This window comes from Borborobacter xinjiangensis (assembly GCF_047739745.1).
In the GTDB taxonomy this organism is placed as follows: domain Bacteria; phylum Pseudomonadota; class Alphaproteobacteria; order Rhizobiales; family Rhizobiaceae; genus Pseudaminobacter.
Genome location: NZ_JBLLVA010000008.1, coordinates 57,310 through 80,757, shown reverse-complemented (window position 1 = coordinate 80,757; position 23,448 = coordinate 57,310). Strand labels below are relative to the sequence as shown.

The following is a 23,448-nucleotide window of genomic DNA, read 5'->3' as shown; positions in this document are numbered from 1 at the left end:
AGGCTGGCCCATCAATGGCCGGCATGTGCTACTGACAACAGATGACAGGCAGGAGCTTTGCGTCTCACGAGTTGCCGGTCGAGCCAAAGCCGTTGGCGCCGCGCTCGGTCGCCTGAGCCAGGCTACGCTCCACGACCCGCAACTGGGCCACCGGAGCAAAGACGATCTGCGCCACGCGCATGCCGCGCGTCACGGTAAAATCCTCGTCGCCGAGATTGATCAGCAGCACCTTGACCTCGCCGCGATAGTCGCTGTCGATGGTGCCCGGCGTATTGAGGCAGGTGATGCCGTGCTTCAGGGCAAGGCCCGAGCGCGGCCGCACCTGGCCTTCATGTCCTTCCGGAATTTCAAGAATGATTCCCGTTGGAACCAGAGCGCGCCGTTCCGGCAGAATAAGCAGGGGCCGATCGTCCGGCACCGCCGCGCGCAGATCCATGCCGGCGGCGCCCGCCGTTTCATAGGCCGGCAAATCGAGGCCGTCGCCATGGGGAAGCCGGACAATGCCGAGTGAGGGGGTTTTCTTCAGGGCCGCTTTCATGGCCGCGATCTATCGGACCATCGCGGCCTTTCGTCAATTCCACAGTCCGCTCAACTCAGCGGATTTCCACCGGAACGGCGGTCGTGTCCTTGATCTCCTCCATGACGAAGGATGCCGAGACATCGGTCAGCGGCACTTTGGCGATCAGCCGCTGATAGAGCCTGTCATATGCCTTCACATCGGCGACACGGGCCCGCAGCACATAGTCGAGGTCGCCAGACATGCGATAGACGCCGGTGATTTCCGGAAAGACCGACACCGCATCCCGGAATTTCGTCAGCCATTGCGGGTCGTGGCTGGAGGTGCGCACGATGATGAAGACGGAAAGGGCAAGGCCGAGCTTTTCAGGGTCGACCAGCGCCACCCGCCTGGTGATGACGCCATCGTCCTCCAGCCGTTTCACCCGCCGCCAGCAGGCGTTGCGCGAAAGGCTGACGCGTTCCGACAATTGATCGACCGAAAGGGTGCCGTCGCGCTGCAGCTCGGCAAGCAACCTTCGGTCTATCGTATCGAGATTGGCGAGCATTGCGGTATTTTATCCCGAAATCTGGTCCCACGGAAGGACGATTTGGGACAAAATTCCGCGATTGGCGGGCAATAGTCGCCAAAACAGAAAGGGCTCATGATGAACCGCGTCGCAAAACTGTTCACCAGCCATCCAGCCTCGGTTGACGAAAGCTATTTGGAACATATGGCCTTTGCCGGAAAATTCTCCGGACGGCTGTTCGTCGCGGCCTGCGCCGCTCTGGTTCATGCCGTCTTGCCGTTCCTGTTCGAAACCACAGCGAGCCGAATCATTCGCCAGCTCTATGAGCGCACGCACAACCGAGCGACGAAGGCATGACTTCGGCTTAACGGGCCGCCGAGATCAGCAGGAACATCGGACGCTCGCGTTCCTCCGCCAGTTCGGGTCTGGCGGCGATCTGCGCATCCGTTGGACCCCATTCCTCGACATGCGAGATGGCGAAGCCGCAGCGGATCAAGAGATTGAGCGTGGTGCCGATGGTGCGGTGCTGCTTGATGACGCCCGGTGCCAACCAGTCGGTCACGCGCGGACCTTCCATCTGGTAGCTGTCGACCGGCCAGCTCTTGCGCCCCTGGGCATCGATCGACCAGCCCGGACTGGTCGGCGCCATATAGATCGGATGCTCGCTCGAGAATACGAACGAGCCGCCGGGAACAAGAGCTCGATGTATTACGGCAAACAGTCCCGCCAAATCCATGACATAGTGCAGGGCGAGCGAACTGTAGGCCAGGTCGAATGACGCCTGCGGCAGGGCAAGCCGCTCCAGGTCCGCCTTGGCATAATCTATCGTCGTGCTGGTGGAAGTGGCGCGGGCCTGCGCCAGCATATTCTCGGATATGTCGAGGCCAAGCACCTGCGCGGCACCCTGTTCATGCGCCCAGCGGCAGAACCAGCCGAAGCCACAACCGAGATCAACCACCCTCCTGCCGCGCAACTCCGGCAATAGTGCGCGCAGCGCCGGCCATTCCGCGGCACCCTCCAGACCTTCGAGCGAGCGGCCGAGCCGGCTGTAGCCCTCGAAGAATTCCGGATTGTCGTAGATGTTTTGCGCCATTCTATGTTCCATTCGCCGGAACGATCAAAGCGAAAGCTTCGTCGCTGTCAACTTTGTCGCTCACGCGCATGACCAGCATTCGGAGGTCGGCGCTGGAACGTTCCTCGCTTTTCTCGACAGCAGCCTGCCCTCCTGCTAGAAGCCCGCGCGACAAAGGACTTCACGACATGGCCGAGACCATAAAGCAGGCGGTCGCCCGCCGCCGCACTTTCGCGATCATCGCGCACCCGGACGCGGGCAAGACCACGCTGACCGAAAAACTGCTGCTGTTCGGCGGCGCCATCCAGCTCGCCGGCGAGGTCAAGGCCAAGAAGGACAAGATCCAGACCCGCTCGGACTGGATGAAGATCGAGCGCGAGCGCGGCATTTCGGTCGTCACCTCGGTGATGACCTTCGAATATGGCGACAATGTCTTCAACCTGCTCGACACCCCCGGCCACGAGGATTTCGCCGACGACACCTACCGGACGCTTTCGGCGGTCGACAGCGCGGTGATGGTCATCGATGCGGCAAGGGGTATCGAGCCACGCACGCTGAAGCTGTTCGAAGTCTGCCGCCTGCGCGACATCCCGATCATCACCTTCATCAACAAGATGGACCGCGAAAGCCGCGACCCGTTCGAGGTGCTCGACGAGATCGAAGAGAAGCTGGCGCTCGACACCGCGCCCGTCACCTGGCCGATCGGACGCGGCAAGACGTTCTCCGGAACCTACCATCTGGCCCAGAACGCCGTACGGCATGGCGACAGCGAGGTGGAGCGCACGCCTGTCCACGGCCCCGATTCCAACCGCGTCGCCGGCTTGTTGCCGGTCAACGAGCGCGAGGCCTTCATCGAGGAACTGGAACTGGCCCGCGAGGCCTGCCGGCCGTTCGACGAGGATGCCTTCCGTGAAGGCCATCTGACGCCGGTCTACTTCGGCTCGGCACTGCGCAATTTCGGCGTGCGCGACCTGATCGAGGCGCTCGGCGCCTTCGGCCCGGCGCCCCGCGCGCAGGAGGCCGACACCCGCAAGGTCGAGGCGACGGAGGAGAAGATGACCTCCTTCGTCTTCAAGATCCAGGCCAATATGGACCCGAACCATCGCGATCGCATCGCTTTCGTGCGTGTCTGCTCGGGCAAGCTGGAGCGCGGCATGAAAGCCAAGCTGGTGCGCACCGGCAAGCCGATGAGCCTTTCGGCGCCGCAGTTTTTCTTTGCCCGCTCGCGTATCACCGCCGACGAGGCCTATGCCGGCGACGTGGTCGGCATTCCCAACCATGGCACGCTGCGCATCGGCGATACCCTGACCGAGGGCGAAGAAATCCTTTTCAGGGGCGTACCTAACTTCGCACCCGAAATCCTTCGCCGTGTCCGCCTCGGCGATGCCATGAAGGCCAAGAAGCTGAAGGAAGCGCTGCACCAGATGGCCGAGGAAGGCGTGGTGCAGTTGTTTTCGCCGGAAGACGGCTCACCGGCCATCGTCGGCGTGGTTGGCGCGCTGCAGCTCGACGTGCTGAAGGAACGGCTATCGGTGGAATATGGCCTCCCGGTCGATTTCGAGGTTGCGCGCTTTTCGGTCTGCCGCTGGATCGATGCCGACGACCCGGCCGACATCCACCGCTTCGTCGAAGCACATCGCGGCGACATCGCCCGCGATCTCGACGACGATCCGGTCTTTCTGGCGCAGCATGAATTCTCGCTGAACTACGAGGCCGAGCGTTGGAAGGCGATCCGCTTCGCCGCGATCAAGGACTATCAGGTCCGCGATTAGGTGGCGTGAACCTGCCGCCTCCGCAGCCTATTTCCGCCGTACGGGACCCGGGCGCTCCGACGAGCGCGCCCAGATATTGATGTCGGCATCGCGCGCATACTGGTCGATCTCGACCAGCTCGGCCTCGGTGAAATCGGCTTTGTTCAGCGCGCCGACGCAATCCTCTACCTGCTCTGGACGGCTGGCGCCGATCAGCGCCGAGGTCACGCGGCCCTGGCGCAGCACCCAGGCCAGAGCCATCTGCGCCAGCGTCTGGCCGCGCCCTTCGGCAATGGCGTTCAATGCGCGTATATTAGCGAGCGTCTTTTCGGCGAGGAAATCCCGCTGCAGCGATCTTCCCTTGGCGGCGCGGCTGTCTTCCGGAATGCCGTCCAGATATTTGGTCGTCAACATGCCCTGCGCCAGCGGCGAGAACACGATGGAGCCGATGCCGAGACCGTCAAGCGTGTCGAGCAGCCCGTCATCTTCCACCCAGCGATTGAGCATGGAGTAGCTCGGCTGGTGGATCAGGCAGGGGGTGCCGAGACTGCGCAATATCGAAGCCGCCTCGCTTGTGCGTTGCGAATTGTAGGATGAAATGCCTGCGTAAAGCGCCCGGCCGGAGCGAACCGCCTGATCTAGCGCCATCATCGTTTCCTCGAGCGGCGTCTCCGGGTCGAAACGGTGCGAATAGAAGATGTCGACATAATCGAGCCCCATCCGCTTGAGGCTCTGATCGAGGCTGGCCAGCAGATATTTACGGCTGCCCCATTCGCCGTAAGGGCCGGGCCACATGTCGTATCCAGCCTTGCTGGAGATGATGATCTCGTCGCGGAAGCCGGCAAAATCGGTGCGCAATATCTCGCCGAAAGCGGTCTCGGCCGAGCCGGGCGGCGGGCCGTAATTGTTGGCGAGGTCGAAATGGGTGATGCCGAGATCGAACGCTTTCCGGCAGATCGCGCGTTTGGTGCGATATGGCGTGTCTTCGCCGAAATTGTGCCAGAGCCCGAGCGAAATCGCCGGTAATTTCAGCCCGGAGCGCCCGCAGCGGTTATAGCGCATCGTTTCATAACGATTTTCAGCCGGATGCCAGTTCATGTCGATCTCCTCGCTGATCCGTGCATTCCGGCGAGCGGTGCCTAATGCGCCTCGTCCCAGTTGACCGCGGCACGCGCATCGACCTGAAGCGGCACCGCCAGATTGACCGCCGGCATGGCGGCATTCTCCATCACCGCGCGCACCAACGGCAAGGTCTGTTCCACCTCTTCCTCCGGCACTTCGAAAATCAGTTCGTCATGCACCTGCAACAGCATGCGGGCCGAAAGCTTCGCTTCTTGCAGCGCCGCATCCATGCGCACCATGGCGCGGCGGATGATGTCCGCCGCCGAGCCCTGGATCGGCGCATTGATCGCCGCCCGTTCGTTGAAAGCGCGGTGCTGCGGATTAGATGAACGTATTTCCGGATAATGCGCGCGGCGCCCGAAGATGGTTTCGACATAGCCTTTTTCGCGCGCGAAGGCTTTGGTGCCGTCCATATAGTCCTTGATGCCCGGAAAACGCTCGAAATAGCGCTTGATATAGTCGCTTGCTTCCTCGCGCGGGATCGAAAGCTGGTTGGCAAGGCCGAAGGCGGAAATGCCGTAGATGATGCCGAAATTGATCGCCTTGGCGCGCCGGCGCACCTCCGAAGGCATGCCGGCCACCGGCACGCCGAACATTTCCGACGCCGTCATCGCATGAATGTCGACGCCGTCGGCAAAGGCCTGCCTGAGCTGAGGGATATCGGCGACATGGGCAAGCACCCGTAGTTCGATCTGGCTGTAGTCGGCGGAGACGAGCTTGTTGCCCTTGTCGGCAATGAACGCCGTCCTGATGCGCCGGCCTTCGGAGGTGCGAATCGGGATATTCTGCAGATTGGGCTCGGAGGAGGACAGCCGGCCGGTCGAGGTCGAGGCGAGCGCGTAAGAAGTGTGGACGCGCCGCGTATCGGGATGGATATAGTCCGGCAGCGCGTCTGTATAGGTCGATTTGAGCTTGGTGAGCTGGCGCCAATCGACGATCTTGCGCGGCAGTTCGTAACCCTCCGCCGCAAGTTCTTCAAGCACCTGCGCGGTGGTCGACCACTGCCCCGACTTGGTCTTCGAACCGCCCGGCAGGCCCATGCGCCCGAACAGGATGTCGCCGAGCTGCTTCGGCGAGCCGATGGTGAACTTCTCCCCGGCCACCTGATAGATCTCGTCCTCGAGAGCTGCGGCACGCTGCGCCAGCTCGCCCGAAAGCCGGCTCAACATCTGGCGATCGACCGTGATGCCGCGTTCTTCCATGCGCGCCAGTACCGGGATCAGCGGCCGCTCAAGCCGCTCATAGACCGAGACAAGGCCGTTCGCGGTAAGGCGCGGCTTCAGAACCCGCCACAATCGGATGGCGAGGTCCGCACCTTCCGCGGCATAAGTGGTCGCGCGCTCGATGTCGACAAAATCGAAGGTGACGACGCTCTTGCCCGAACCGACCAGATCCTTGAACGGAATGACGGCGTGGTCCAGCCAGCGGTCGGCCAGCGCGTCGAGACTGTGGCCGCCGGTGCCCGCATCGAGCACATAGGACATCAGCATGGTGTCGTCGAAGGCCGCGATATCGACACCGAGCCGGTGCATCAGCAGCCAGTCATATTTGATGTTGTGGCCGATCTTGAGCACCGATGGGTCGGCGAGCAGTGGCCGGATCGCGGCCATGGCATCGTCGAACGAGACCTGGTTCTCCCTCTGGCCGCCGCCCAGCAGATCGCTTGCAGCCGAGCGATGCGCGAGCGGAACATAGGCGGCGCGGCCGGGTCTGGTCGCCAGCGAAAAGCCGACCAGCTCGGCCAGCATCGGGTCGAGCGACGTGGTTTCCGTCCTGAAGGCCACTGCTCCGGCTTCCCTCGCCTCGGCGACCCATGCCAGGAGAGTGGCGCGATCGCGAATGCATTCGGGCTCGGCGAGGCCGATTTTTTCCGCGGTCGCCATCTCAGCCCGAGATTTCGCCAATTGCGCCGGCGTCAACGGGCCAGCTTCCTTGCCCTCGCCATTTGCGACAGGCACGTCCACGTCAAGGTCAGGGCCGTGCGCTTGCACGCCGGCTTCCACCCTGATCTGTTCGGCATCGATCGCGGCCGGATCGGTGCCGGTCGTCTCCGCGACGCGGCGGGTAAGCGAAGAAAACTCCATCGCCTTCAAAAAGGAGATCAATTTCGGGCCATTCGGCGGCTGAAGGACAAAATCCTCGAGCGGGTCGACCACCGGCACGTCATATTTCAGGCGCACCAGCTCGCGCGAAATGCGCGCCTTCTCGGCATTGTCGATGATGGACTGGCGACGCTTGTCCTGCTTGATCTCGCCGGCACGCGCCAGCAGCGTGTCGAGATCGCCGAACTGTTCGATGAGCAGGGCGGCCGTCTTCGGGCCGATGCCGGGGATGCCCGGCACATTGTCGATCGAATCGCCGGTCAGCGCCTGCAGATCGATCATCTTTTCCGGCGGCACACCCCATTTCTCGATGACCTCGGGAATGCCGATCTGGCGGTCCTTCATGGGGTCGTACATCGACACGCTCGGTCCGACGAGCTGCATCAGGTCCTTGTCCGACGAAATGATCGTCGTATCGCCGCCCGCCTCACAGGCAAGGCGCGCATAGGTGGCGATCAGGTCGTCGGCTTCGAACCCTTCCATCTCGATGCAGGGCAGGTCGAAGGCACGTGTCGCCTGGCGGATCAGGCCGAATTGCGGGATGAGGTCTTCCGGGGGCGCCGAGCGATTCGACTTGTATTCCGCGTAAAGCTCGTTGCGAAACGTCTTGGAGGAATAATCGAAGATCACCGCGAAATGGGTCGGCACCACGCCGACATCGGTGTTGCGCGCATCCTTCATCAGCTTCCACAGCATGTTGCAGAAGCCAGACACGGCGCCGACCGGCAAGCCGTCGGATTTGCGCGTCAGCGGCGGCAGTGCGTGATAAGCCCGGAAGATGTAGCCGGAGCCGTCGATGAGGAACAGATGATCGCCTTTTTTCATGGGCCAAGACCTAACGTGCACACCGGAATCTGTCCATTGCAAACCGGGCCGCACACATTGCGTCTTGCCGTGCTCCTGACGGTTCACGCGTATGTTACAAACTTGTAATCTTCGTGCCCTTGAATCGCCATGTTCGCACCTCCAGATAGGTGGCATCGGCAATTTTCGCCGAGTCCGGAAGAAGGCCCGTCCCCCGCCTGGACCGGACAATGCGGCAGCCTAATTCCCCCTCTCCGGGCTGCCGCAGCTTTTGAAGTAAGGCCGCCGTGGCTCCCCCTCCGCCACGGCGGCATTTTATGGGCTGCAGGACGCGCCGATCAGCGCGGACTTTCCGTTTTTGCCGCGGCGCTTTAGGGTAGCGCGCAGATTCGAAAGGCCCTCAACAATGCTTCCCATCGCGCCCGTCCTCGACCATCTCGACGCACATCTCGATCAAAGCATCGAACGTCTGTTCGACCTTTTGCGGATCAAGTCGATCTCCACCGATCCGGCCTTCGCCGCGGATTGCCGCAAGGCAGCCGAGTGGCTGGTCGCCGATCTGCAGTCGATCGGCTTCGAGGCCAGCCTGCGCGACACGCCGGGACACCCGATGGTGGTGGCGCACCATGATGGCCCCTCCGCCGATGCGCCGCATGTGCTGTTTTACGGTCACTATGACGTGCAGCCGGTCGACCCGCTCGAGCTTTGGGAAAGCGATCCGTTCGATCCGGCGCTCAAGGAGATCAGTCCCGGACGCAAGGTCATCACCGGGCGCGGATCGTCGGACGACAAGGGCCAGCTCATGCTCTTCGTCGAGGCCTGCCGCGCCTACAAGCAGGTGCATGGCAAGCTGCCTTGCCGAATCACCATCCTGTTCGAGGGCGAGGAAGAATCCGGCTCGCCCTCGCTGAAGCCGTTCCTCGAAGCGAATGCCGCCGAGCTCAAGGCCGATTTCGCCATGGTTTGCGATACCGGCATGTGGGACAAGGACACGCCGGCGATCTGCGTCGGCCTGCGCGGGCTTGTTGGCGAGGAGATCACGATACACGCCGCAAACCGCGATCTTCATTCGGGCGAATTCGGTGGGGCCGCGGCGAACCCTATTCGCATCCTGACCAAGGTGCTCGCCGATATCCACGATGAGACCGGCCGCGTGACCATTCCCGGTTTCTATGACGGGGTCGAGGAAACTCCCTCGCCAATCCTGAAATCCTGGGAAGCGCTCGGCGAGACCGCCGAAGGCTTCCTCGGCGAGGTCGGGCTTTCCATCCCTTCGGGTGAAAAGGGCCGCTCGGTGCTGGAACTCACCTGGGCGCGTCCGACCGCCGAGTTCAACGGCATCAACGGCGGCTACACCGGCAAGGGATTCAAGACGGTCATCTCAGCCCAGGCGTCGGCCAAGGTCTCGTTCCGCCTCGTCCACAAGCAGGACCCGAAGAAAGTAAGGGCAGCCTTCCGCGACTTCGTGCGGGCGCGCATCCCGGCCGACTGCTCCGTCGAATTCCACGAGCATGGCGGCTCGCCGGCGATCCAGCTTTCCTACGATTCGCCCTTCCTGACAAAGGCCAAGCAGGCGCTGTCCGACGAATGGCCCAATGACGCCATCATGATCGCCATGGGCGGCTCGATCCCGATCGTCGGAGATTTCCAGACCTTCCTCGGCATGGAATCGCTTCTCGCCGGCTTCGCGCTGGTCGACGACCGCATCCACTCGCCGAACGAGAAATACGACCTCTCCTCCTTCCACAAGGGGCAGCGGTCATGGGCGCGCATCCTCGATGCGCTGACACGCTGAACCGGACGACAACAGATGACAATTCGTTTCCACAAGCAGGACTTGCCCGACCTCACGCATTACGAAGTCGATGCAGTGGCCATCGACACCGAAACGCTCGGCCTCAACCCACATCGCGACCGCCTGTGCGTGGTGCAGATCTCGCCGGGCGACGGAACCGCCGACGTCATCCAGATCGCGCCCGGCCAAAAGGCCGCGCCCAATCTGGTCAGCCTGCTCCGGAACGACAGGATAACCAAGCTGTTTCACTACGGCCGGTTCGACCTTTCGGTTCTCTATCACGCATTCGGCGTGATGCCGGAACCGGTGTTCTGCACCAAGATCGCCTCACGCCTGACGCGCACCTACACCGACCGTCACGGCCTCAAGGATATATGCGCGGAACTTTTGGGCGTCAGCCTTTCTAAGGCGCAGCAGTCTTCGGACTGGGCCGCCGAAACGCTGAGCCCCGAACAGCTCGAATATGCCGCGTCCGACGTGCTCTACCTCCACCGGCTGCGAGACGTGCTTGCCGGCCGGCTGGCGCGCGAAGACCGGGTGGACGTGGCGGACGCCTGTTTCCGCTTCCTGCCGACACGGGCAAAGCTCGATCTGCTCGGCTGGGAAGAGACCGACATCTTCGCCCATAGCTGAGCGCCTGAAGAAGCTTGGCTAAATCTTGATGACGACCCGACCCCTTGTCTGGCCGCGCATGATCTCATCCGCAAGTTCGGGAAGCCGCGAGAGCGGCTCCACCGTGGTCATGCTGGCAAGTGAAGCTGGGTCGAGGCTTTCCGACAACGTCTTCCAAGCGGCGGCGCGCCTCGTATGTGGAGCCATGACCGAATCGATGCCCAGCAAGGCGACGCCGCGCAAAATGTGCGGCAGCACCGTCGCCGGCAGGTCGGCGCCGCCGGCAAGCCCACAGGCTGCGACCGCACCGCCATAGGTGGTTTGCGCCAGCACGTTGGCAAGGGTCGTCGAGCCAACCGAATCTATCGCTCCAGCCCAGCGCTCCTTCTGCAGCGGGCCGCCTTTTTGCGTAAGCGATTCGCGGTCGATAAATCCGGTCGCGCCGAGCGACTTAAGATAGTCATGGGTTTGTGGCCGGCCGGTCGATGCCGTGACCGTGTAGCCGCGCCGCGACAGCAACGCGACCGCAATCGAACCGACACCGCCGGCAGCACCAGTGACCAGAACTTCCTTGCCGTCGGCGGCAATGGACCCCCACGCCTCCAGCGCATTGACGCAAAGTGCCGCGGTATAGCCGGCGGTGCCGATGGCCATAGCTTGCTCCAGCGTGAATGCCGGCGGCAGCGCCGTCAGCCATTGCGGCTTTACCCGCTGGAATTTCGAATAGCCGCCCCATTCCGTCTCCGACATTCCCCAGCCATTGACGATGACGCGGTCTCCCGGCTTCCATTCGGGCGAGCGCGATTCCACCACGGTTCCGGCCAGATCGGCGCCGGCGACCATCGGGAATTTGCGCGCGATGCGCCCCTTTCCTGAAATCGCCAGGCCGTCCTTGTAGTTGAGAGTGGAAAACGCCACTTCGACAAGCACGTCGTGATCCGGCAGGTCCGAAAGGGATAGCGTTTTAAAGCTCGCCCTCGGCTTGCCGTCGATCTCCTCGATCATCAATGCATCAAACTGGGTCATGCCCGCCTCCAGATAGTCTGTTTGGTTGTCGAGAGCTGTATGCAGGGTACGGCAAGCGCGTTCAGCTCGAAGGTGCTTCCCGGCCGAGCGTGTAGAACTCGTCGTTCGGCCGCATGTTGGTGACGTTCGCCATGCGGTTCGACATGCCGAAGAAAGCAGCAATGGCGGCAATATCCCAGGCATCCTCATCGGTGAAGCCATGGGATTTCAGCGTCTCCATATCCGCGTCGTCGACTTCATGGGCGCGAGCGGAAACCTTCATGGCGAAGTCCAGCATCGCCTTCTGGCGCGGCGTAATGTCGGCCTTGCGGTAGTTGATCGCGATCTGGTCGGCGACAAGCGGGTCCTTGGCCCGGATGCGCAGGATCGCGCCGTGCGCCACCACGCAATATTGGCACTGATTGGCGTTGCTGGTGGCGACGACGATCATTTCGCGCTCGGCCTTGGTGATGCCGCCGGCCTTGTCCATCAGCGCGTCATGATAGGCGAAGAAGGCGCGGAACTCGTCCGGTCGATGCGCAAGCACCAAAAAGACATTCGGCACGAAACCGGATTTTTCCTGCACGGCAAGGATGCGCTCGGCGATATCGGCCGGCAGATCGGCAATCTCAGGAACAGGAAACCGGCTGATCGGCAGGTTGGCCATGTCATCCTCCCAGAGCGCCTGCGTCCAAACGGCCGCCCAAAAGACGCTCCAACGCTTCAATTGAGCATCGGATCGATCCGAAAACCGGACCGATGCTCAGAACGGAAGATGACCGCCCGAATCGCAATGCTGTCAAGGCAAAGATGCCGAAAGTGACAGCCAAGCCTCAAGTCCGGCCGCGCTCGTCGACGGGTTCGAATGGGGGCACATTGTCGCCGGACTCGGCACGGTCCCGGTAAAGCACGGCTCGGGCAAGCAGCATCAGCGTCACCGGCGTGGTGACGGTGATGAAGATGGCGATCAGGATTTCGTGCAGCACCGGCCGCCCTTCCAGCACGGTAAAACAGATGATCGAGGCGATGAGGACGCCGCCGGCTCCCCACGTGGTGCCAAGCGTCGGCGAATGCATGCGCTCGTAGAAGCTTTTCAACCGCAGCAGGCCAATGGCGCCGACAAGGGTCAACCCCGACCCGAGGACCAGAAAGAAGGCGACGAGCAACGCCGCCCAGGCCGGCAGATCGACGGGATGCGTCATTCGATCACCTCGCCGCGCATGAGGAACTTGGCCAACGCAACGGTCGACACGAAACCAAGCAGGGAAATGATGAGCGCAATCTCGAAATAGAGCGTGACGCCCGACCGGATGCCGAAGGTCAGTACCAGCAGCATGGCGCTGACATAGAGCGCATCGAAGGCGAGCACGCGGTCCTGCGCCCGCGGGCCTCGCGCCATGCGATAGATACTGCAGACCATCGCAGCGACGAGAAAAAGCTGCGAAAGCGCAATGGACAGGATCAGAACGACGCTGCTCATTCGAAAATCTCCATCAGCATATATTCGTAGCGCTGCTTGATCACGTCGATCCACTCCTGCTCGTCGATCAGATCGAGCACGTGGATCAGCAGTCTTCCGGTGGCGGCGTTGTATTCGACCCAGGCCGTTCCCGGCGTGCTGGTGACGATGCAGGCGAGGATGGCAAGTCCGGTGCGATCGCGCAGCTCAAGCGGGATGGTTACAAAGCCGGAGGTCAGCCGCCGGTGCCGGCCAAGCAGGATTATTCCCGCAACAGCGATGTTGGAGCGCAATATGTCGGCAAGCACCAGATAGACAAGCTTCGGGATCAAGACCCAGCGCCGCAGTCTCGGCTTGGAGGGCTGAAGCGCCACCATCGCCCAGGACGCGACGATTGCAACGACGCTGCCGAGAATGAGGTGGCCGATGGAAAAGCGGTTGAGGAGCAACCACATGAGCAGCAGAGCGGCCGTCAGCAGCGGATAGGGCAGCCAGCGGCTCACTGCTGCGCCTCCCCGCCGGGTGCCGGCACGCGCGGCGCCGTCAAAACGTCGCGCACATAGTGTTCGGGCGCATGCAGCGACCGCGCCGTCGCTTCCATGTAGCGCATTATCGGCCCACCCTGCACCGTCATGGCCAGGCAAAGCGCCAGCAGGAAGGCGACCGGGATAATCTCAATGACCAGAACGCGCGGTACCGTGCCCTCGATCGGCGCCCAGAAGGTACGGATGCCGGCACGCGTCATCGCGATCATGGCCGACAGCCCCGAAAGTATGAGCAATGCCACCAGCGCCCATGTTGTCGCCGAGATTGGATCGCCGGCACCGAGGCCGTCCGGATTGAGCATCGCCGTCAACAGGGCGAATTTCGCGATGAAGCCGGAGAGCGGCGGCATGCCGGCGAGCAGCACGCCGCAGCCGGCAAAGCAGATGCCGAGAACGGCCAGCGTGGCCGGAATTGCGACGCCGACGTCCTCTTCCTCCTCTTCCTCTTCCAGATCCTCGCCGTAGGCTTCGCGCGTGACCGCAAGCACGTCGGCCGCCGGGTCCTGCGCCCTCTCGACCAGTTCGATCAGCAGGAAGAAAGCGCTGATCGTCAGCGTCGAACTGACCATGTAGAACAGCGCGCCCGACGTGACCTCGATGCTGGCCAGCCCGACCGCCGCAAGCAGCGTGCCCGACGACACCAGTATGCTGAAGCCCGCCAGGCGGCCCATCGCCTGCGATGCCAGGACGCCGATTGCTCCGAAGGCGATCGTGGCCATGCCGCCGAACAGCAGCCAGGCTTCGCCGAAGCCGGAAGAAGTGCCGGCTCCGGCGCCGAACAGAAGCAGCGACAGCCGCAGGATGATATAGACGCCGACCTTGCTCAGGATCACGAAAATCGCCGCGACCGGAGCCGCCGCGGCCATATAGGCGCTCGGCAGCCAGAAGCTCAGCGGCCACATGCCTGCCTTGACCAGGAAGGCGATGCCGAGAACCGCGGCCCCCGCCTCCAGCAGCGCCCGGTTCTGTTCGGGTACCGCTGGAATGCGGGTGGCGAGATCGGCCATGTTCAGCGTGCCGGTCACGCCGTAGATCAGGCTGACGCCGATCAGGAACAGCGATGCGCCGGCAAGGTTGATGACGATATAGTGCAGGCCGGCCCTGACGCGAAGCGTGCCGGAACCGTGCAGCACCAATCCGTAGGAGGCCGCCAGCAGCACCTCGAAGAAGACGAACAGATTGAAGAGATCGCCGGTGAGGAATGCGCCATTCAGGCCCATCAGCAGGAACTGGAACAGCGTGTGGAAGTGCGGCGCGCTTTTGTGCCATCGCGCCAGCGAGAAAACCAGCGAAGCGCAGGCAAGCATCGCGGTCAGCGCCAGCATCAGCGCCGCCAGCCTGTCGAGCACCAGAACAATGCCGAAAGGCGCCGCCCAGTTGCCGAGCAGGTAGACGCCGGTGACCGGCACGCCTTCGGAAGGTGCGTCGGCGATCCTCAGCAGCGCGACCGCCACGACCGCCAACGCCAAAACCGAAATCGCGCTGATCAACGCCTTGAGGAACCGTCGGCGTTCGTCGAACAGCAAGAGCAGCGCGCCGGTAATCAGCGGCAGCAGCACCGGCAGCACGATGAGGTGTTCGGCAAGCCGCATCAATTCGGCTCCCTGCCGTCGACATGGTCGCTTCCGGTCAGCCCGCGCGAGACCAGCAGCACCACGAGGAACAGGGCGGTCGTGGCAAAGCCGATGACGATCGCGGTCAGCACGAGGGCCTGCGGAATGGGATCGGTGAATTGTGCCGGATCGACGGGCAGGCCCGGCGCCTGCACTGGCGATGCATTCACCCTCAGCCGCCCCATGCTGAAGATGAACAGGTTGACCCCATAGGAGATGAGCGACAGCCCGACAATGACCTGATAGGTCCGCGGCCGCAGCAGCAGCCAGACGCCGGAACCGATCAGCACGCCGATGCCGATGGACAGGATGAGTTCCATTACGCCGCCTCCTCCTCGGCCGCGGCCGCAACCTTGGAGGCGCGCAGCCTGCGGATCGACTGGTGGGCGAGCGCGATCAGCATCAGCACCGTCGCGCCGACGACGAGCGAGAAAACGCCGAGATCGAACAGCGCGGCACTTGGGGCCGGCACCTCGCCGACCAGCGGAAGGTCGAGATATCGCGAATGCGACGTGAGGAACGGATAGCCGAAAATCCACGACCCCGCCCCGACGCAAGCCGAAATCAGCAGGCCGAGGCCGATCCAGTTGACAGGAAGGACCCTCAGCCGGTCCTCGACCCATTTTGTTCCCGCCGCCATATATTGCAGGATGAAAGCCGCCGCCATCGCCACGCCGGCCGCAAAGCCGCCGCCCGGAAGATCGTGGCCGCGCAGCAAAAGATAGGCCGCAAAGACTATGATGACCGGGAACAGCCACTGCATGATGACCGAGGGCACGAAAAGATAGTCGCTCAGCGTGTCGCCGGATTTGCGGTCCGGCCGCGCGTCGTCGAACGCGGACTGGATGCGCTGCTGTTCAGGGGATTCGACACTGTCAGGGGCCGGCCGGAAACGGCGCAGCAGCGCAAACACCGTCAGCGCGACGATGCCAAGAACGGTGATCTCGCCAAATGTGTCGAAGGCGCGGAAGTCGACGAGTATGACGTTGACGACATTGCGGCCGCCACCTTCGAGATAGGCCCGCTCAAGGAAATAGTCGGCGATCGTGTTCGGAGGCGTGCGGGTCATCACCGCATAGGCGATGAGCGTCATGCCCAGGCCGGCGGCGACAGCAAGTGCGAGATCGCGGATGCGGCGAAGCCGTGCCGCAATGGTAGTCGGCTCACGCAAGTCCATCTTGAGGCGCTTCGGCAGCCAGCGCAAACCGAGCAGAATGAGGACCGTGGTAACGACCTCCACCAGCAATTGCGTGACCGCCAGATCGGGCGCTGACAGCCAGACGAAGGTGATGCAGGTAACAAGCCCGGCGCCGCCGAGAAGGATGAGGGCAGCGAGCCGGTGGAACTTCGCCTGATAGGCCGCTCCGATCGCGCAAGCGATGCCGATGACCCATATGCAGGCGAAGACCACATCAGCACCGGCCAATGTCAGTCCGCCCGACTGGAACCCGCCGCGATATAGCGGCCAGGCGGCTGCGCCAAACGCCACCAGTACCAGAAGGCGAAGCTGCGGCTGAAGCCGGCGCGTGCCCAGGCGGCTTTCAACCGTGCGCGCCCATCGCCACGACAGCGTCACCATGATGCGTTCGAAGATGCGCTGGCCCTTGAGGCGGCGCAGGAGCGGCGGCCCTTCCTCGCACCGGGCCAGATAGTTCTTCAACAACTGATAAAGCACGACGCCGCCAGCAAGCGCGATGACGCTCATTATCAGAGGTAGGGTGAAGCCGTGCCAGACGGCGAGACTGTAAGCGGGTGTATTGATCCCGAGAACCGAAGTCACCGCTGTGTGAAGATAGGGGCCGATGGTTATGCCCGGAACGATGCCGACGACAAGGCAGGCAAGGACCAGAAGCTGGATCGGAAAGCGCATGAGGAACGGCGGCTCGTGAGGCTCGCGCGGCAATTCCGTCGGCGGCGGCCCGAAGAACACGCCATGGATGAAGCGGATTGAATAGGTGACCGCGAAAGCGCCCGCCAGCACCGCGGCATAGGGGGCCGCCGTGTCAAGAATCGAAACCTCATGGGTTTCGATTGCCTCGGCGAAAAACATCTCCTTGGAGAGGAACCCGTTCAGCAACGGCACGCCGGCCATCGCCGCGCTTGCCACCATGGCCAAAGTCGCGGTGGCCGGCATGAACCGGAAAAGACCGCTCAAGCGCCTTATGTCGCGCGTGCCGCTTTCATGATCGATGATGCCGGCCGCCATGAACAGCGAGGCCTTGAAGGTCGCGTGGTTCATCATGTGGAAGATGGCCGCGACCGCGCCAAGCGGGCTGCCGAGGCTGAGCAGCAGCGTAATCAGTCCGAGATGACTGATCGTCGAATAGGCGAGCAGGCCTTTGATGTCCTGCTGGAAAATGGCGAAATAGGCGCCGAGCAGAAGCGACATCATGCCGGCGAAGCCGACGATCCAGAACCACTCATAGGAGCCTGCCAGCACCGGCCAGAACCGCGCCATCAGGAACACGCCTGCCTTCACCATCGTCGCCGAATGCAGATAGGCGGAAACCGGCGTCGGCGCGGCCATGGCATTGGGCAGCCAGAAATGAAACGGAAACTGGGCGCTCTTGGTGAGCGCCCCAAGCAGGACCAGGACCAGCACCGGAATATAAAGATCGTGCGAGCGGATCGTGTCGCCCGAAGCGAGCACGCGATCGAGATCGTAGCTGCCGACGATATGACCGATCAAAAGCACGCCGGCGAGCAGTGCAAGGCCGCCGGTGGCAGTCACCGTCAGCGCCATGCGCGCGCCGTCGCGGGCGCTTGCATTGTGATGCCAGTAGCCGATCAGCAGGAAGGAGAAGATGCTGGTCAGTTCCCAGAACACCACCAGCAGGATGAGGTTGCCCGAGATGACCACGCCGAGCATCGCGCCCATAAAGGCGAGGAAAAACGAGAAAAAGCGTGCAACGGGGTCTTCCGGCGACATGTAGTAGCGTGCGTAGAGCACCACGAGGAAGCCGATGCCGCTGATCAGCATGGCAAACAGCCAGGCAAAGCCGTCCATCCGCAACGAGATGTTCAGGCCAATCGAGGGCAACCATTCGATCTCGGTGCGCATGGCTCCGCCCGCGGCGACCGACGGATAACAGGAGATCGCAATCGCCAATCCGATGAGCGCGACGCCGCCGGCGAGCCAGGCCTCGGCATTGCGGGCGTTGGATGGAAGGAGGGAGGCGAGAAAACTGCCGACAAAGGGCAGGACGAGCATCAAAATCAGCGATGTGTCGTCCGTCATTCGCGGCTACGGCTCATCTTGAGAAATCGGTATCGGTGTGATGCCACCAATTATGATGGATTTGATTAACATTCGGCAAGACCTTATCGGCGATTCGATTTCAGGAGCAAAGCCCCTGACCGGCAGAGTTACGGCTTCGACTGACCGTGGACCTCGTCAGTTCTTTATTTCCAAGCAACTGCGGACGGAAAACCGGTCCTCGCTTTTACTGGGTCTGCACTGAATAGGCGGCGCATTTGTCGCACCGTCAACCAGCATGAGAAGGCGTGAACCGCGCCAGCAGAGCATGGCTGTCCGGGAGCACCAGCTCAACCTCTCGGGCATTTTCGGCTGACGCCGGCGATCTCTTCTGTCAGACCAAGCGGCTCTACGCCTGCTTGAAGGCGACGACGGCATTGGTGCCGCCGAAGGCGAAGCCGTTGCTGATCGCTGCGCGGACCTCGCGCTTTTTGGCGACATTGGGCGTGACGTCGAGGTCGCAGGCTGCGTCCTTCTCTCGGTAATTTGCCGTCGGCGGCACGACGCCATCCCTAATCGCCATGACGCAGGCGATCATTTCGAGCCCGCCCGCCGCGCCCATGCAATGCGCATGCATGGACTTGGTCGACGATACGGAAAGTCGTTCCGCATGCGCGCCGAACACCTGGCGAATCGCCGAGGTTTCGATCTCGTCATTCGCCTTGGTGCCGGTGCCGTGCGCATTGATATAGTCCACCTCCTCGGGATACAGGCCGGCATCGGCGAGGCAGGACTGCATTGCTGCAACCGGACCTTCCACCGTGGGTGCCACGATATCGGTGGCGTCACCCGACATGCCGCTGCCGGCCAGCTCCGCCAGTATGGTTGCTCCGCGCGTCATGGCGTGTTCGTAGGTTTCGAGCACGGCGACGCCGGCCCCCTCGCCGATCACCAGCCCGTCGCGATCGGCCGAAAACGGCCGGCAGGTTTCGCGGGCAAGCGCGCGCAACGCCTCCCAGCCCTTCAGCACGCCATAGACGAGCGGCGCATCGGTGCCGCCAGCGACCATCACATCGGCGCGGCCGAGCCGGATCTGGTCGGCCGCGAGCGCCAGAGCGTGATTGGACGAGGCGCAGGCCGAGGTGACCCCGAACACCGGACCGCGCAGGCCATGGCACATGCTGACCTGGCCGGCGGGCGCACCCGGCATTATCCTCGGCACTGCAAATACGCTGGCGCGCGCGCGACCCTCCAGCAGCAGCCCTCGATAATTATCCTCGACGGTTTCGCCACCGAATATGCCGGTGCCGATCGCCGCGCCCATGCGCGCGGCATTCGTGGCCGTTGCCTCGATGCCGGCTTGCCGCAGCGCTTCACCAGCCGCGATGACGGCAAGCAGGCTGAACCGGTCCATGGTGACCAGGCGCTTCTTGTCGATGCCGTGCTCAGGAAGTTCCTTGATTTCAGCACCGATGCGGACCTTCAGCTCATGCAGCGGCACATTGGTGATTTCGCCGATGCCGGAGCGGCCGGCGCGCATCGACTCCCACAAGTCCGGGACGTTCGTGCCGAGGGCGCACAGACCGCCAAGGCCCGTTATCACGATACGGGTGCGAGCCATGTCAGGCTTTTTTTGCGATCAGCGCGCGAACGGCTTCGACCATGTCGCCGACATTCTTGAGGTTGCTCCAGGCCTCGACCGTATTCATCTCGATCTCGATGCCGTAGGCTTCCTCGATGTCGAAGATGATCTCGGTCAGTTCGAGCGAATGGATACCGAGGGAGGTCAGCTCCGTTTCAGTCGTTATCTCACCGCCGTCAGGCTCGGCATGAGGCTTTATCCTGTCGATGATTTCCTGAGCAAGCTGATCGGCCAACGCGCCTGTCTCCCAATTCCGACGCCAGCCGAGGCAAACGCCAAACGATATCTCGCGTCTCGAACGTGCCGGCCGCCAAACATGGCTTGCGCCAGGACAAGCGATTGCGGCAAGGAACACTCTCTATAAAAACTGAAAGCCGATCCAGCAACAAGCGATATCTGAAGACGGACAGCGGCCAGGAGCGGAATGAAATGCCCATGAAGCGGAACGTCCTTGTCATCGGAATAGGTGCGGGAAATCCGGACTATATCACTGTTCAGGCGATCGACGCGCTCAACCGGGCGGACGTTTTCTTCATACCCAACAAGGGTGCTGAAAAGGAGGAATTGGCGCGGCTCCGCCGTGAAATCTGCGACCGCTTTATCCGCGACCGCACCTACCGGATGGTCGAATTCGACGTTCCGGTTCGCGAAAAAGCTTCGGCAAGCTATCGCGGCGGCGTCGCCGACTGGCATGCCAGGATAGGCGACATCTATCGGGGGATGCTTGCCGACGAGATGCAGGACGGCGAATGCGGCGCATTCCTTGTCTGGGGCGAGCCGGCGCTTTTCGATAGCACCATACGGATTCTCGATGCCATCAATGCCAGCCAGGCGCTCGATCTCGACTTCGAGATTATCCCGGGGATCAGCAGCGTCCAGGCGCTGGCGGCCCGACACAGGATCGCGCTGAACCTCATCGGCGAGCCGATCGCGATCACGACCGGACGCAAGCTGGCGGAAGGATTTCCAGAAAACGCCGGCAGCGTCGTGGTGATGCTCGACGGCGAAAACAGCTTCACCGCCGTCGAAGAGGACGTGGACATCTTCTGGGGCGCTTATCTCGGCACCGAAGACGAAATTCTCGTTTCCGGCAGATTGCGCGAGGTCTCCGAGGAGATAACACGCGTGCGAAAAGCGGCGCGGCAGCGAAAGGGCTGGATCATGGACACCTACCTGCTGCGGCGCACTAGAGGCGATTAGAGCGGCGTGATTGCCACTCGCATTTCTTCTTGGCCCGAAGCGACTAGACCTATCCGCGAGCCTCTCCGGCCTTGGCCAGGCAAATGGCGGTATGACCGGATTTGACGAAGCCGAGACGCCGGGCGGCGGCTTTCGACAGATCAAGCACCCGGCCGCGAATGAACGGACCCCGGTCATTGATGCGCACGACCACGGTGCGTCCGTTTTTCTTGTTGGTGACCCGCACTTTGGTGCCGAACGGCAAGGTGCGGTGAGCTGCCGTCATTGCCGACGGATTCATGCGCTCGCCCGAGGCGGTTTTGGAGGTAAGCGCGTACCAGGAGGCGCGGCCGCATTGGGCCGAAGCGGGGACGGCAAAGGCGCTCGTCAATGCAGCCGCCAGCACCATTGCCGGCAGGGCAGTCTTGGTGTTCGTCATCTTTTGGGGAAAGCTCCGCTGTTGATACTGCGAAGCCTTTCGAATCCAAATGCGGCCGTATATGTGGCGAACGCCACATTGTTTCGAAGCGCCTGAACAATTTTCGAATCACGTCGAAATAAACGGTCAGATTTCCGGCCGCACGCAGCGAATGTTGTAAGTTACTCTATCAGAACTTCTGGCGGGCAGTTGTGGCGCTGCGAAGAACTTTTATCACCAAGGAACCGCTTCGGCCAAGCATACATAATTAGATGTAAAAATTGCAACTTTCGGCCAAACTGATCTTGGGCTTGAAACGATTTTCCACGGTCCGGTTCGATGCCCCGGCCGCCCTCCCGCATGGCCTTCGGCCGACGCGGCAAGTCAGCCGCAAGGCCGGAAAATTTGGGCCACAGGCGCAATATTTGCGCCCCACGGGCGGCTCGGGTTGGCATTGCCGTTTGAACAATGTCTTATCGCTTATTAGGTCGTAGTGACGAAAATAGAATTAACTGAAAGGCTGGCTGCACCGAGTGCCGAAAAGCACGGTGGCCGCATGCCCGGAATACCGCCAAAGGAGACTTCCATGCTGCGCAAGACCGATTTCTTCATCGACGGAAAATGGGTCGCTCCGACCTCGCCGCGGGAGCTGGAGGTCATCAATCCCGCCGACGAGCAGCCCTTCGCGGTGATCTCGCTCGGCACGGCCGCGGATGTGGACAAGGCGGTCGCCGCGGCGCGCAAGGCCTTTGATAGCTGGAGCCTGACCAGCCGCGAAGAGCGGCTCGACTATCTGGAAAGGCTGCTTGCCGCCTACAAGAAGCGCATGCCGGACATGGCCCGTGCAATTTCCGCCGAGATGGGCGCGCCGGTCAAGCTTGCGACCGAATCTCAGGCAGCGGTCGGCATCAGCCATATCAAGATGTTCATCCGTGAGCTCAAGGTTTTCGAGTTCGAGCATGTGCTGAGCGAGGCTGCGCCCAACGACCGGATCGTGCATGAGCCTATCGGCGTCTGCGGATTGATCACGCCGTGGAACTGGCCGATGAACCAGGTCACGCTCAAGGTCGTTCCGGCGCTGGCCGCCGGCTGCACGGTGGTGCTGAAGCCGTCCGAAATCGCGCCGATGTCTTCGATTGTCTTTGCCGAAATCGTCGAGGAAGCCAGCTTTCCGGCCGGCGTGTTCAACCTGGTCAATGGCGACGGACCGACCGTCGGCGAGGCCATGTCGCGCCATCCGGGCATCGACATGATGTCATTCACCGGCTCGACACGCGCCGGCATCGCCGTCACCAAGGCGGCGGCCGAGACCGTCAAGCGCGTGACGCTGGAACTCGGCGGCAAGTCGCCGAACATCGTGTTTGCCGACAGCGACCTGCCGCAGGCCGTCGAGCGTGGCCTGGAGCACTGCTTCGAAAATACCGGCCAATCCTGCAACGCACCGACCCGCATGCTGGTCGAGCGGTCGGTCTATGAGCGCGCCGTCGAAGTGGCCGGCGAATACGCGGCCAATGCCAAGGTCGGCAATCCGGCCGAGGACGGCGATCATATCGGGCCGGTGGTTTCGTCCGCACAGTTCGAGAAGATCCAGGGACTGATCGATGCCGGCATCAAGGAAGGCGCCCGGCTGGTTGCCGGCGGGCTTGGCCGGCCGGAAGGCTTCAACCGTGGCTATTTCGTACGCCCGACGGTGTTCGCCGATGTCTCGAACGACATGCGCATCGCCCAGGAGGAAATCTTCGGGCCGGTGCTGGCGATGATCCCCTTCGACACGGAGGAGGAGGCCATCGCCATCGCCAATGACACGCCCTACGGCCTGTCGAGCTATATCCAGACAGGGGATGCGCAGAAGGCCCAACGCGTCGCCAGACGCCTGCGCACCGGCATGGTCCAAATCAACGGCGCCGATCGCGGCTCGGGCAGCCCCTTCGGCGGCTATAAGCAGTCCGGCCTCGGCCGCGAAGGCGGAAAATGGGGTCTGGAGGATTTCCTTGAGGTCAAGGCAGTGTCCGGCTGGGAGGGCCAGTAGGTAGCCGGGAAGCGAAGCCCATCGAGAATGCTCCGCCTGGCGGGGCATTCTTATTGAGAACCAGAGCTTCACCCAGTGC

Annotated in this window: 22 protein-coding genes; 6 read left to right on the top strand and 16 right to left on the bottom strand. The window is 62.4% G+C overall.

The genetic code is table 11. The annotated features are described in order from the left end of the window. Positions 1-64: 64 nt before the first annotated feature. Both dut and ACLKMW_RS11225 read right to left on the bottom strand, forming a co-directional pair. Positions 65-538 (bottom strand): dUTP diphosphatase, encoded by a 474-nt coding sequence (gene dut, locus ACLKMW_RS11230; RefSeq protein WP_415724551.1) that lies wholly within the window; start codon positions 536-538, stop codon positions 65-67. 55 nt (positions 539-593) lie between these two features. Beyond that, positions 594-1,064: an Lrp/AsnC family transcriptional regulator gene (locus ACLKMW_RS11225; RefSeq protein ID WP_415724550.1), complete on the bottom strand. Its 471-nt coding sequence runs from the start codon at positions 1,062-1,064 to the stop codon at positions 594-596. 99 nt (positions 1,065-1,163) lie between these two features. On the opposite strand from ACLKMW_RS11225, the gene ACLKMW_RS11220 reads away from it, so the two are divergent. Beyond that, the gene (locus tag ACLKMW_RS11220; RefSeq protein ID WP_415724640.1) at positions 1,164-1,382 is read left to right on the top strand and encodes a DUF6356 family protein; all 219 of its coding nucleotides are present in this window, start codon (positions 1,164-1,166) and stop codon (positions 1,380-1,382) included. A gap of 7 nt (positions 1,383-1,389) precedes the next feature. Here ACLKMW_RS11220 and ACLKMW_RS11215 read toward each other — a convergent pair whose 3' ends face one another. Further along, on the bottom strand, positions 1,390-2,118 hold the full coding sequence (locus tag ACLKMW_RS11215; RefSeq protein WP_415724549.1) for a class I SAM-dependent methyltransferase: 729 nt from the start codon (positions 2,116-2,118) through the stop codon (positions 1,390-1,392). A 167-nt stretch (positions 2,119-2,285) separates the two neighbouring features. Between ACLKMW_RS11215 and ACLKMW_RS11210 the strand changes: the two genes are divergently transcribed. Then, positions 2,286-3,869 carry a peptide chain release factor 3 gene (locus tag ACLKMW_RS11210; RefSeq protein WP_415724548.1) on the top strand — a complete coding sequence of 528 codons (1,584 nt, stop codon included), beginning with the start codon at positions 2,286-2,288 and terminating at the stop codon, positions 3,867-3,869. A gap of 27 nt (positions 3,870-3,896) precedes the next feature. On the opposite strand, the gene mgrA is transcribed toward ACLKMW_RS11210, so the two are convergent. Together mgrA and polA are read right to left on the bottom strand one after the other, a co-directional pair. After that, entirely contained in the window at positions 3,897-4,946 is a 1,050-nt protein-coding gene (gene mgrA / locus ACLKMW_RS11205) for an L-glyceraldehyde 3-phosphate reductase (protein WP_415724547.1), read from the bottom strand. A 41-nt stretch (positions 4,947-4,987) separates the two neighbouring features. Further along, positions 4,988-7,897, bottom strand: a complete 2,910-nt coding sequence (gene polA / locus ACLKMW_RS11200; RefSeq protein ID WP_415724546.1) for a DNA polymerase I — start codon at positions 7,895-7,897, stop codon at positions 4,988-4,990. 385 nt (positions 7,898-8,282) lie between these two features. On the opposite strand from polA, the gene ACLKMW_RS11195 reads away from it, so the two are divergent. Both ACLKMW_RS11195 and ACLKMW_RS11190 read left to right on the top strand, forming a co-directional pair. After that, on the top strand, positions 8,283-9,671 hold the full coding sequence (locus ACLKMW_RS11195) for a M20/M25/M40 family metallo-hydrolase (protein ID WP_415724545.1): 1,389 nt from the start codon (positions 8,283-8,285) through the stop codon (positions 9,669-9,671). A 15-nt stretch (positions 9,672-9,686) separates the two neighbouring features. Further along, positions 9,687-10,304 (top strand): ribonuclease D, encoded by a 618-nt coding sequence (locus ACLKMW_RS11190; RefSeq protein WP_415724544.1) that lies wholly within the window; start codon positions 9,687-9,689, stop codon positions 10,302-10,304. Between the two features lie 18 nt (positions 10,305-10,322). On the opposite strand, the gene ACLKMW_RS11185 is transcribed toward ACLKMW_RS11190, so the two are convergent. The 10 genes from ACLKMW_RS11185 to ACLKMW_RS11140 all read right to left on the bottom strand — a co-directional run bounded on the left by ACLKMW_RS11185 (position 10,323) and on the right by ACLKMW_RS11140 (position 19,978). Beyond that, positions 10,323-11,309, bottom strand: a complete 987-nt coding sequence (locus ACLKMW_RS11185; RefSeq protein ID WP_415724543.1) for an MDR family oxidoreductase — start codon at positions 11,307-11,309, stop codon at positions 10,323-10,325. A 61-nt stretch (positions 11,310-11,370) separates the two neighbouring features. Next, the gene (locus ACLKMW_RS11180; RefSeq protein ID WP_415724542.1) at positions 11,371-11,955 is read right to left on the bottom strand and encodes a peroxidase-related enzyme; all 585 of its coding nucleotides are present in this window, start codon (positions 11,953-11,955) and stop codon (positions 11,371-11,373) included. Between the two features lie 166 nt (positions 11,956-12,121). Continuing rightward, the gene (gene mnhG / locus ACLKMW_RS11175; RefSeq protein ID WP_415724541.1) at positions 12,122-12,490 is read right to left on the bottom strand and encodes a monovalent cation/H(+) antiporter subunit G; all 369 of its coding nucleotides are present in this window, start codon (positions 12,488-12,490) and stop codon (positions 12,122-12,124) included. Continuing rightward, positions 12,487-12,768: a K+/H+ antiporter subunit F gene (locus ACLKMW_RS11170; RefSeq protein WP_415724540.1), complete on the bottom strand. Its 282-nt coding sequence runs from the start codon at positions 12,766-12,768 to the stop codon at positions 12,487-12,489. The genes mnhG and ACLKMW_RS11170 overlap by 4 nt, the downstream gene beginning before the upstream one ends. After that, on the bottom strand, positions 12,765-13,250 hold the full coding sequence (locus tag ACLKMW_RS11165) for a Na+/H+ antiporter subunit E (RefSeq protein WP_415724539.1): 486 nt from the start codon (positions 13,248-13,250) through the stop codon (positions 12,765-12,767). Before ACLKMW_RS11165 ends, ACLKMW_RS11170 begins: the two co-directional genes overlap by 4 nt. Further along, complete coding sequence (locus tag ACLKMW_RS11160) at positions 13,247-14,884, bottom strand: monovalent cation/H+ antiporter subunit D (protein WP_415724538.1); 1,638 nt, start codon at positions 14,882-14,884, stop codon at positions 13,247-13,249. Before ACLKMW_RS11160 ends, ACLKMW_RS11165 begins: the two co-directional genes overlap by 4 nt. Next, on the bottom strand, positions 14,884-15,225 hold the full coding sequence (locus tag ACLKMW_RS11155) for a Na+/H+ antiporter subunit C (protein ID WP_415724537.1): 342 nt from the start codon (positions 15,223-15,225) through the stop codon (positions 14,884-14,886). The genes ACLKMW_RS11160 and ACLKMW_RS11155 overlap by 1 nt, the downstream gene beginning before the upstream one ends. Beyond that, positions 15,225-18,143 (bottom strand): monovalent cation/H+ antiporter subunit A, encoded by a 2,919-nt coding sequence (locus ACLKMW_RS11150; protein ID WP_415724536.1) that lies wholly within the window; start codon positions 18,141-18,143, stop codon positions 15,225-15,227. The genes ACLKMW_RS11155 and ACLKMW_RS11150 overlap by 1 nt, the downstream gene beginning before the upstream one ends. Positions 18,144-18,510: 367 nt before the next feature. Continuing rightward, positions 18,511-19,722, bottom strand: coding sequence for a beta-ketoacyl-[acyl-carrier-protein] synthase family protein (locus ACLKMW_RS11145; protein WP_415724535.1), 1,212 nt, complete (start codon positions 19,720-19,722; stop codon positions 18,511-18,513). Between the two features lies 1 nt (position 19,723). Next, a complete protein-coding gene (locus tag ACLKMW_RS11140; protein ID WP_415724534.1) occupies positions 19,724-19,978 on the bottom strand; it encodes an acyl carrier protein in 255 nt (84 codons plus the stop codon). 200 nt (positions 19,979-20,178) lie between these two features. Between ACLKMW_RS11140 and cobF the strand changes: the two genes are divergently transcribed. Then, complete coding sequence (gene cobF, locus ACLKMW_RS11135; protein ID WP_415724533.1) at positions 20,179-20,943, top strand: precorrin-6A synthase (deacetylating); 765 nt, start codon at positions 20,179-20,181, stop codon at positions 20,941-20,943. A gap of 49 nt (positions 20,944-20,992) precedes the next feature. Here cobF and ACLKMW_RS11130 read toward each other — a convergent pair whose 3' ends face one another. Next, positions 20,993-21,361: a septal ring lytic transglycosylase RlpA family protein gene (locus ACLKMW_RS11130; RefSeq protein ID WP_415724532.1), complete on the bottom strand. Its 369-nt coding sequence runs from the start codon at positions 21,359-21,361 to the stop codon at positions 20,993-20,995. A gap of 535 nt (positions 21,362-21,896) precedes the next feature. Here ACLKMW_RS11130 and ACLKMW_RS11125 point away from each other — a divergent pair. Further along, positions 21,897-23,369 carry an aldehyde dehydrogenase family protein gene (locus ACLKMW_RS11125; RefSeq protein ID WP_415724531.1) on the top strand — a complete coding sequence of 491 codons (1,473 nt, stop codon included), beginning with the start codon at positions 21,897-21,899 and terminating at the stop codon, positions 23,367-23,369. Positions 23,370-23,448 lie beyond the last annotated feature (79 nt).

Bases quoted from the DNA above. Each gene is read 5' to 3' on its own strand.
- dut (WP_415724551.1), bottom strand. From the start codon at position 538: ATGAAAGCGGCCCTGAAGAAAACCCCCTCACTCGGCATTGTCCGGCTT.
- ACLKMW_RS11225 (WP_415724550.1), bottom strand. From the start codon at position 1,064: ATGCTCGCCAATCTCGATACGATAGACCGAAGGTTGCTTGCCGAGCTG.
- ACLKMW_RS11220 (WP_415724640.1), top strand. From the start codon at position 1,164: ATGAACCGCGTCGCAAAACTGTTCACCAGCCATCCAGCCTCGGTTGAC.
- ACLKMW_RS11215 (WP_415724549.1), bottom strand. From the start codon at position 2,118: ATGGCGCAAAACATCTACGACAATCCGGAATTCTTCGAGGGCTACAGC.
- ACLKMW_RS11210 (WP_415724548.1), top strand. From the start codon at position 2,286: ATGGCCGAGACCATAAAGCAGGCGGTCGCCCGCCGCCGCACTTTCGCG.
- mgrA (WP_415724547.1), bottom strand. From the start codon at position 4,946: ATGAACTGGCATCCGGCTGAAAATCGTTATGAAACGATGCGCTATAAC.
- polA (WP_415724546.1), bottom strand. From the start codon at position 7,897: ATGAAAAAAGGCGATCATCTGTTCCTCATCGACGGCTCCGGCTACATC.
- ACLKMW_RS11195 (WP_415724545.1), top strand. From the start codon at position 8,283: ATGCTTCCCATCGCGCCCGTCCTCGACCATCTCGACGCACATCTCGAT.
- ACLKMW_RS11190 (WP_415724544.1), top strand. From the start codon at position 9,687: ATGACAATTCGTTTCCACAAGCAGGACTTGCCCGACCTCACGCATTAC.
- ACLKMW_RS11185 (WP_415724543.1), bottom strand. From the start codon at position 11,309: ATGACCCAGTTTGATGCATTGATGATCGAGGAGATCGACGGCAAGCCG.
- ACLKMW_RS11180 (WP_415724542.1), bottom strand. From the start codon at position 11,955: ATGGCCAACCTGCCGATCAGCCGGTTTCCTGTTCCTGAGATTGCCGAT.
- mnhG (WP_415724541.1), bottom strand. From the start codon at position 12,490: ATGACGCATCCCGTCGATCTGCCGGCCTGGGCGGCGTTGCTCGTCGCC.
- ACLKMW_RS11170 (WP_415724540.1), bottom strand. From the start codon at position 12,768: ATGAGCAGCGTCGTTCTGATCCTGTCCATTGCGCTTTCGCAGCTTTTT.
- ACLKMW_RS11160 (WP_415724538.1), bottom strand. From the start codon at position 14,884: ATGCGGCTTGCCGAACACCTCATCGTGCTGCCGGTGCTGCTGCCGCTG.
- ACLKMW_RS11155 (WP_415724537.1), bottom strand. From the start codon at position 15,225: ATGGAACTCATCCTGTCCATCGGCATCGGCGTGCTGATCGGTTCCGGC.
- ACLKMW_RS11150 (WP_415724536.1), bottom strand. From the start codon at position 18,143: ATGACGGACGACACATCGCTGATTTTGATGCTCGTCCTGCCCTTTGTC.
- ACLKMW_RS11145 (WP_415724535.1), bottom strand. From the start codon at position 19,722: ATGGCTCGCACCCGTATCGTGATAACGGGCCTTGGCGGTCTGTGCGCC.
- cobF (WP_415724533.1), top strand. From the start codon at position 20,179: ATGAAGCGGAACGTCCTTGTCATCGGAATAGGTGCGGGAAATCCGGAC.
- ACLKMW_RS11130 (WP_415724532.1), bottom strand. From the start codon at position 21,361: ATGACGAACACCAAGACTGCCCTGCCGGCAATGGTGCTGGCGGCTGCA.
- ACLKMW_RS11125 (WP_415724531.1), top strand. From the start codon at position 21,897: ATGCCCGGAATACCGCCAAAGGAGACTTCCATGCTGCGCAAGACCGAT.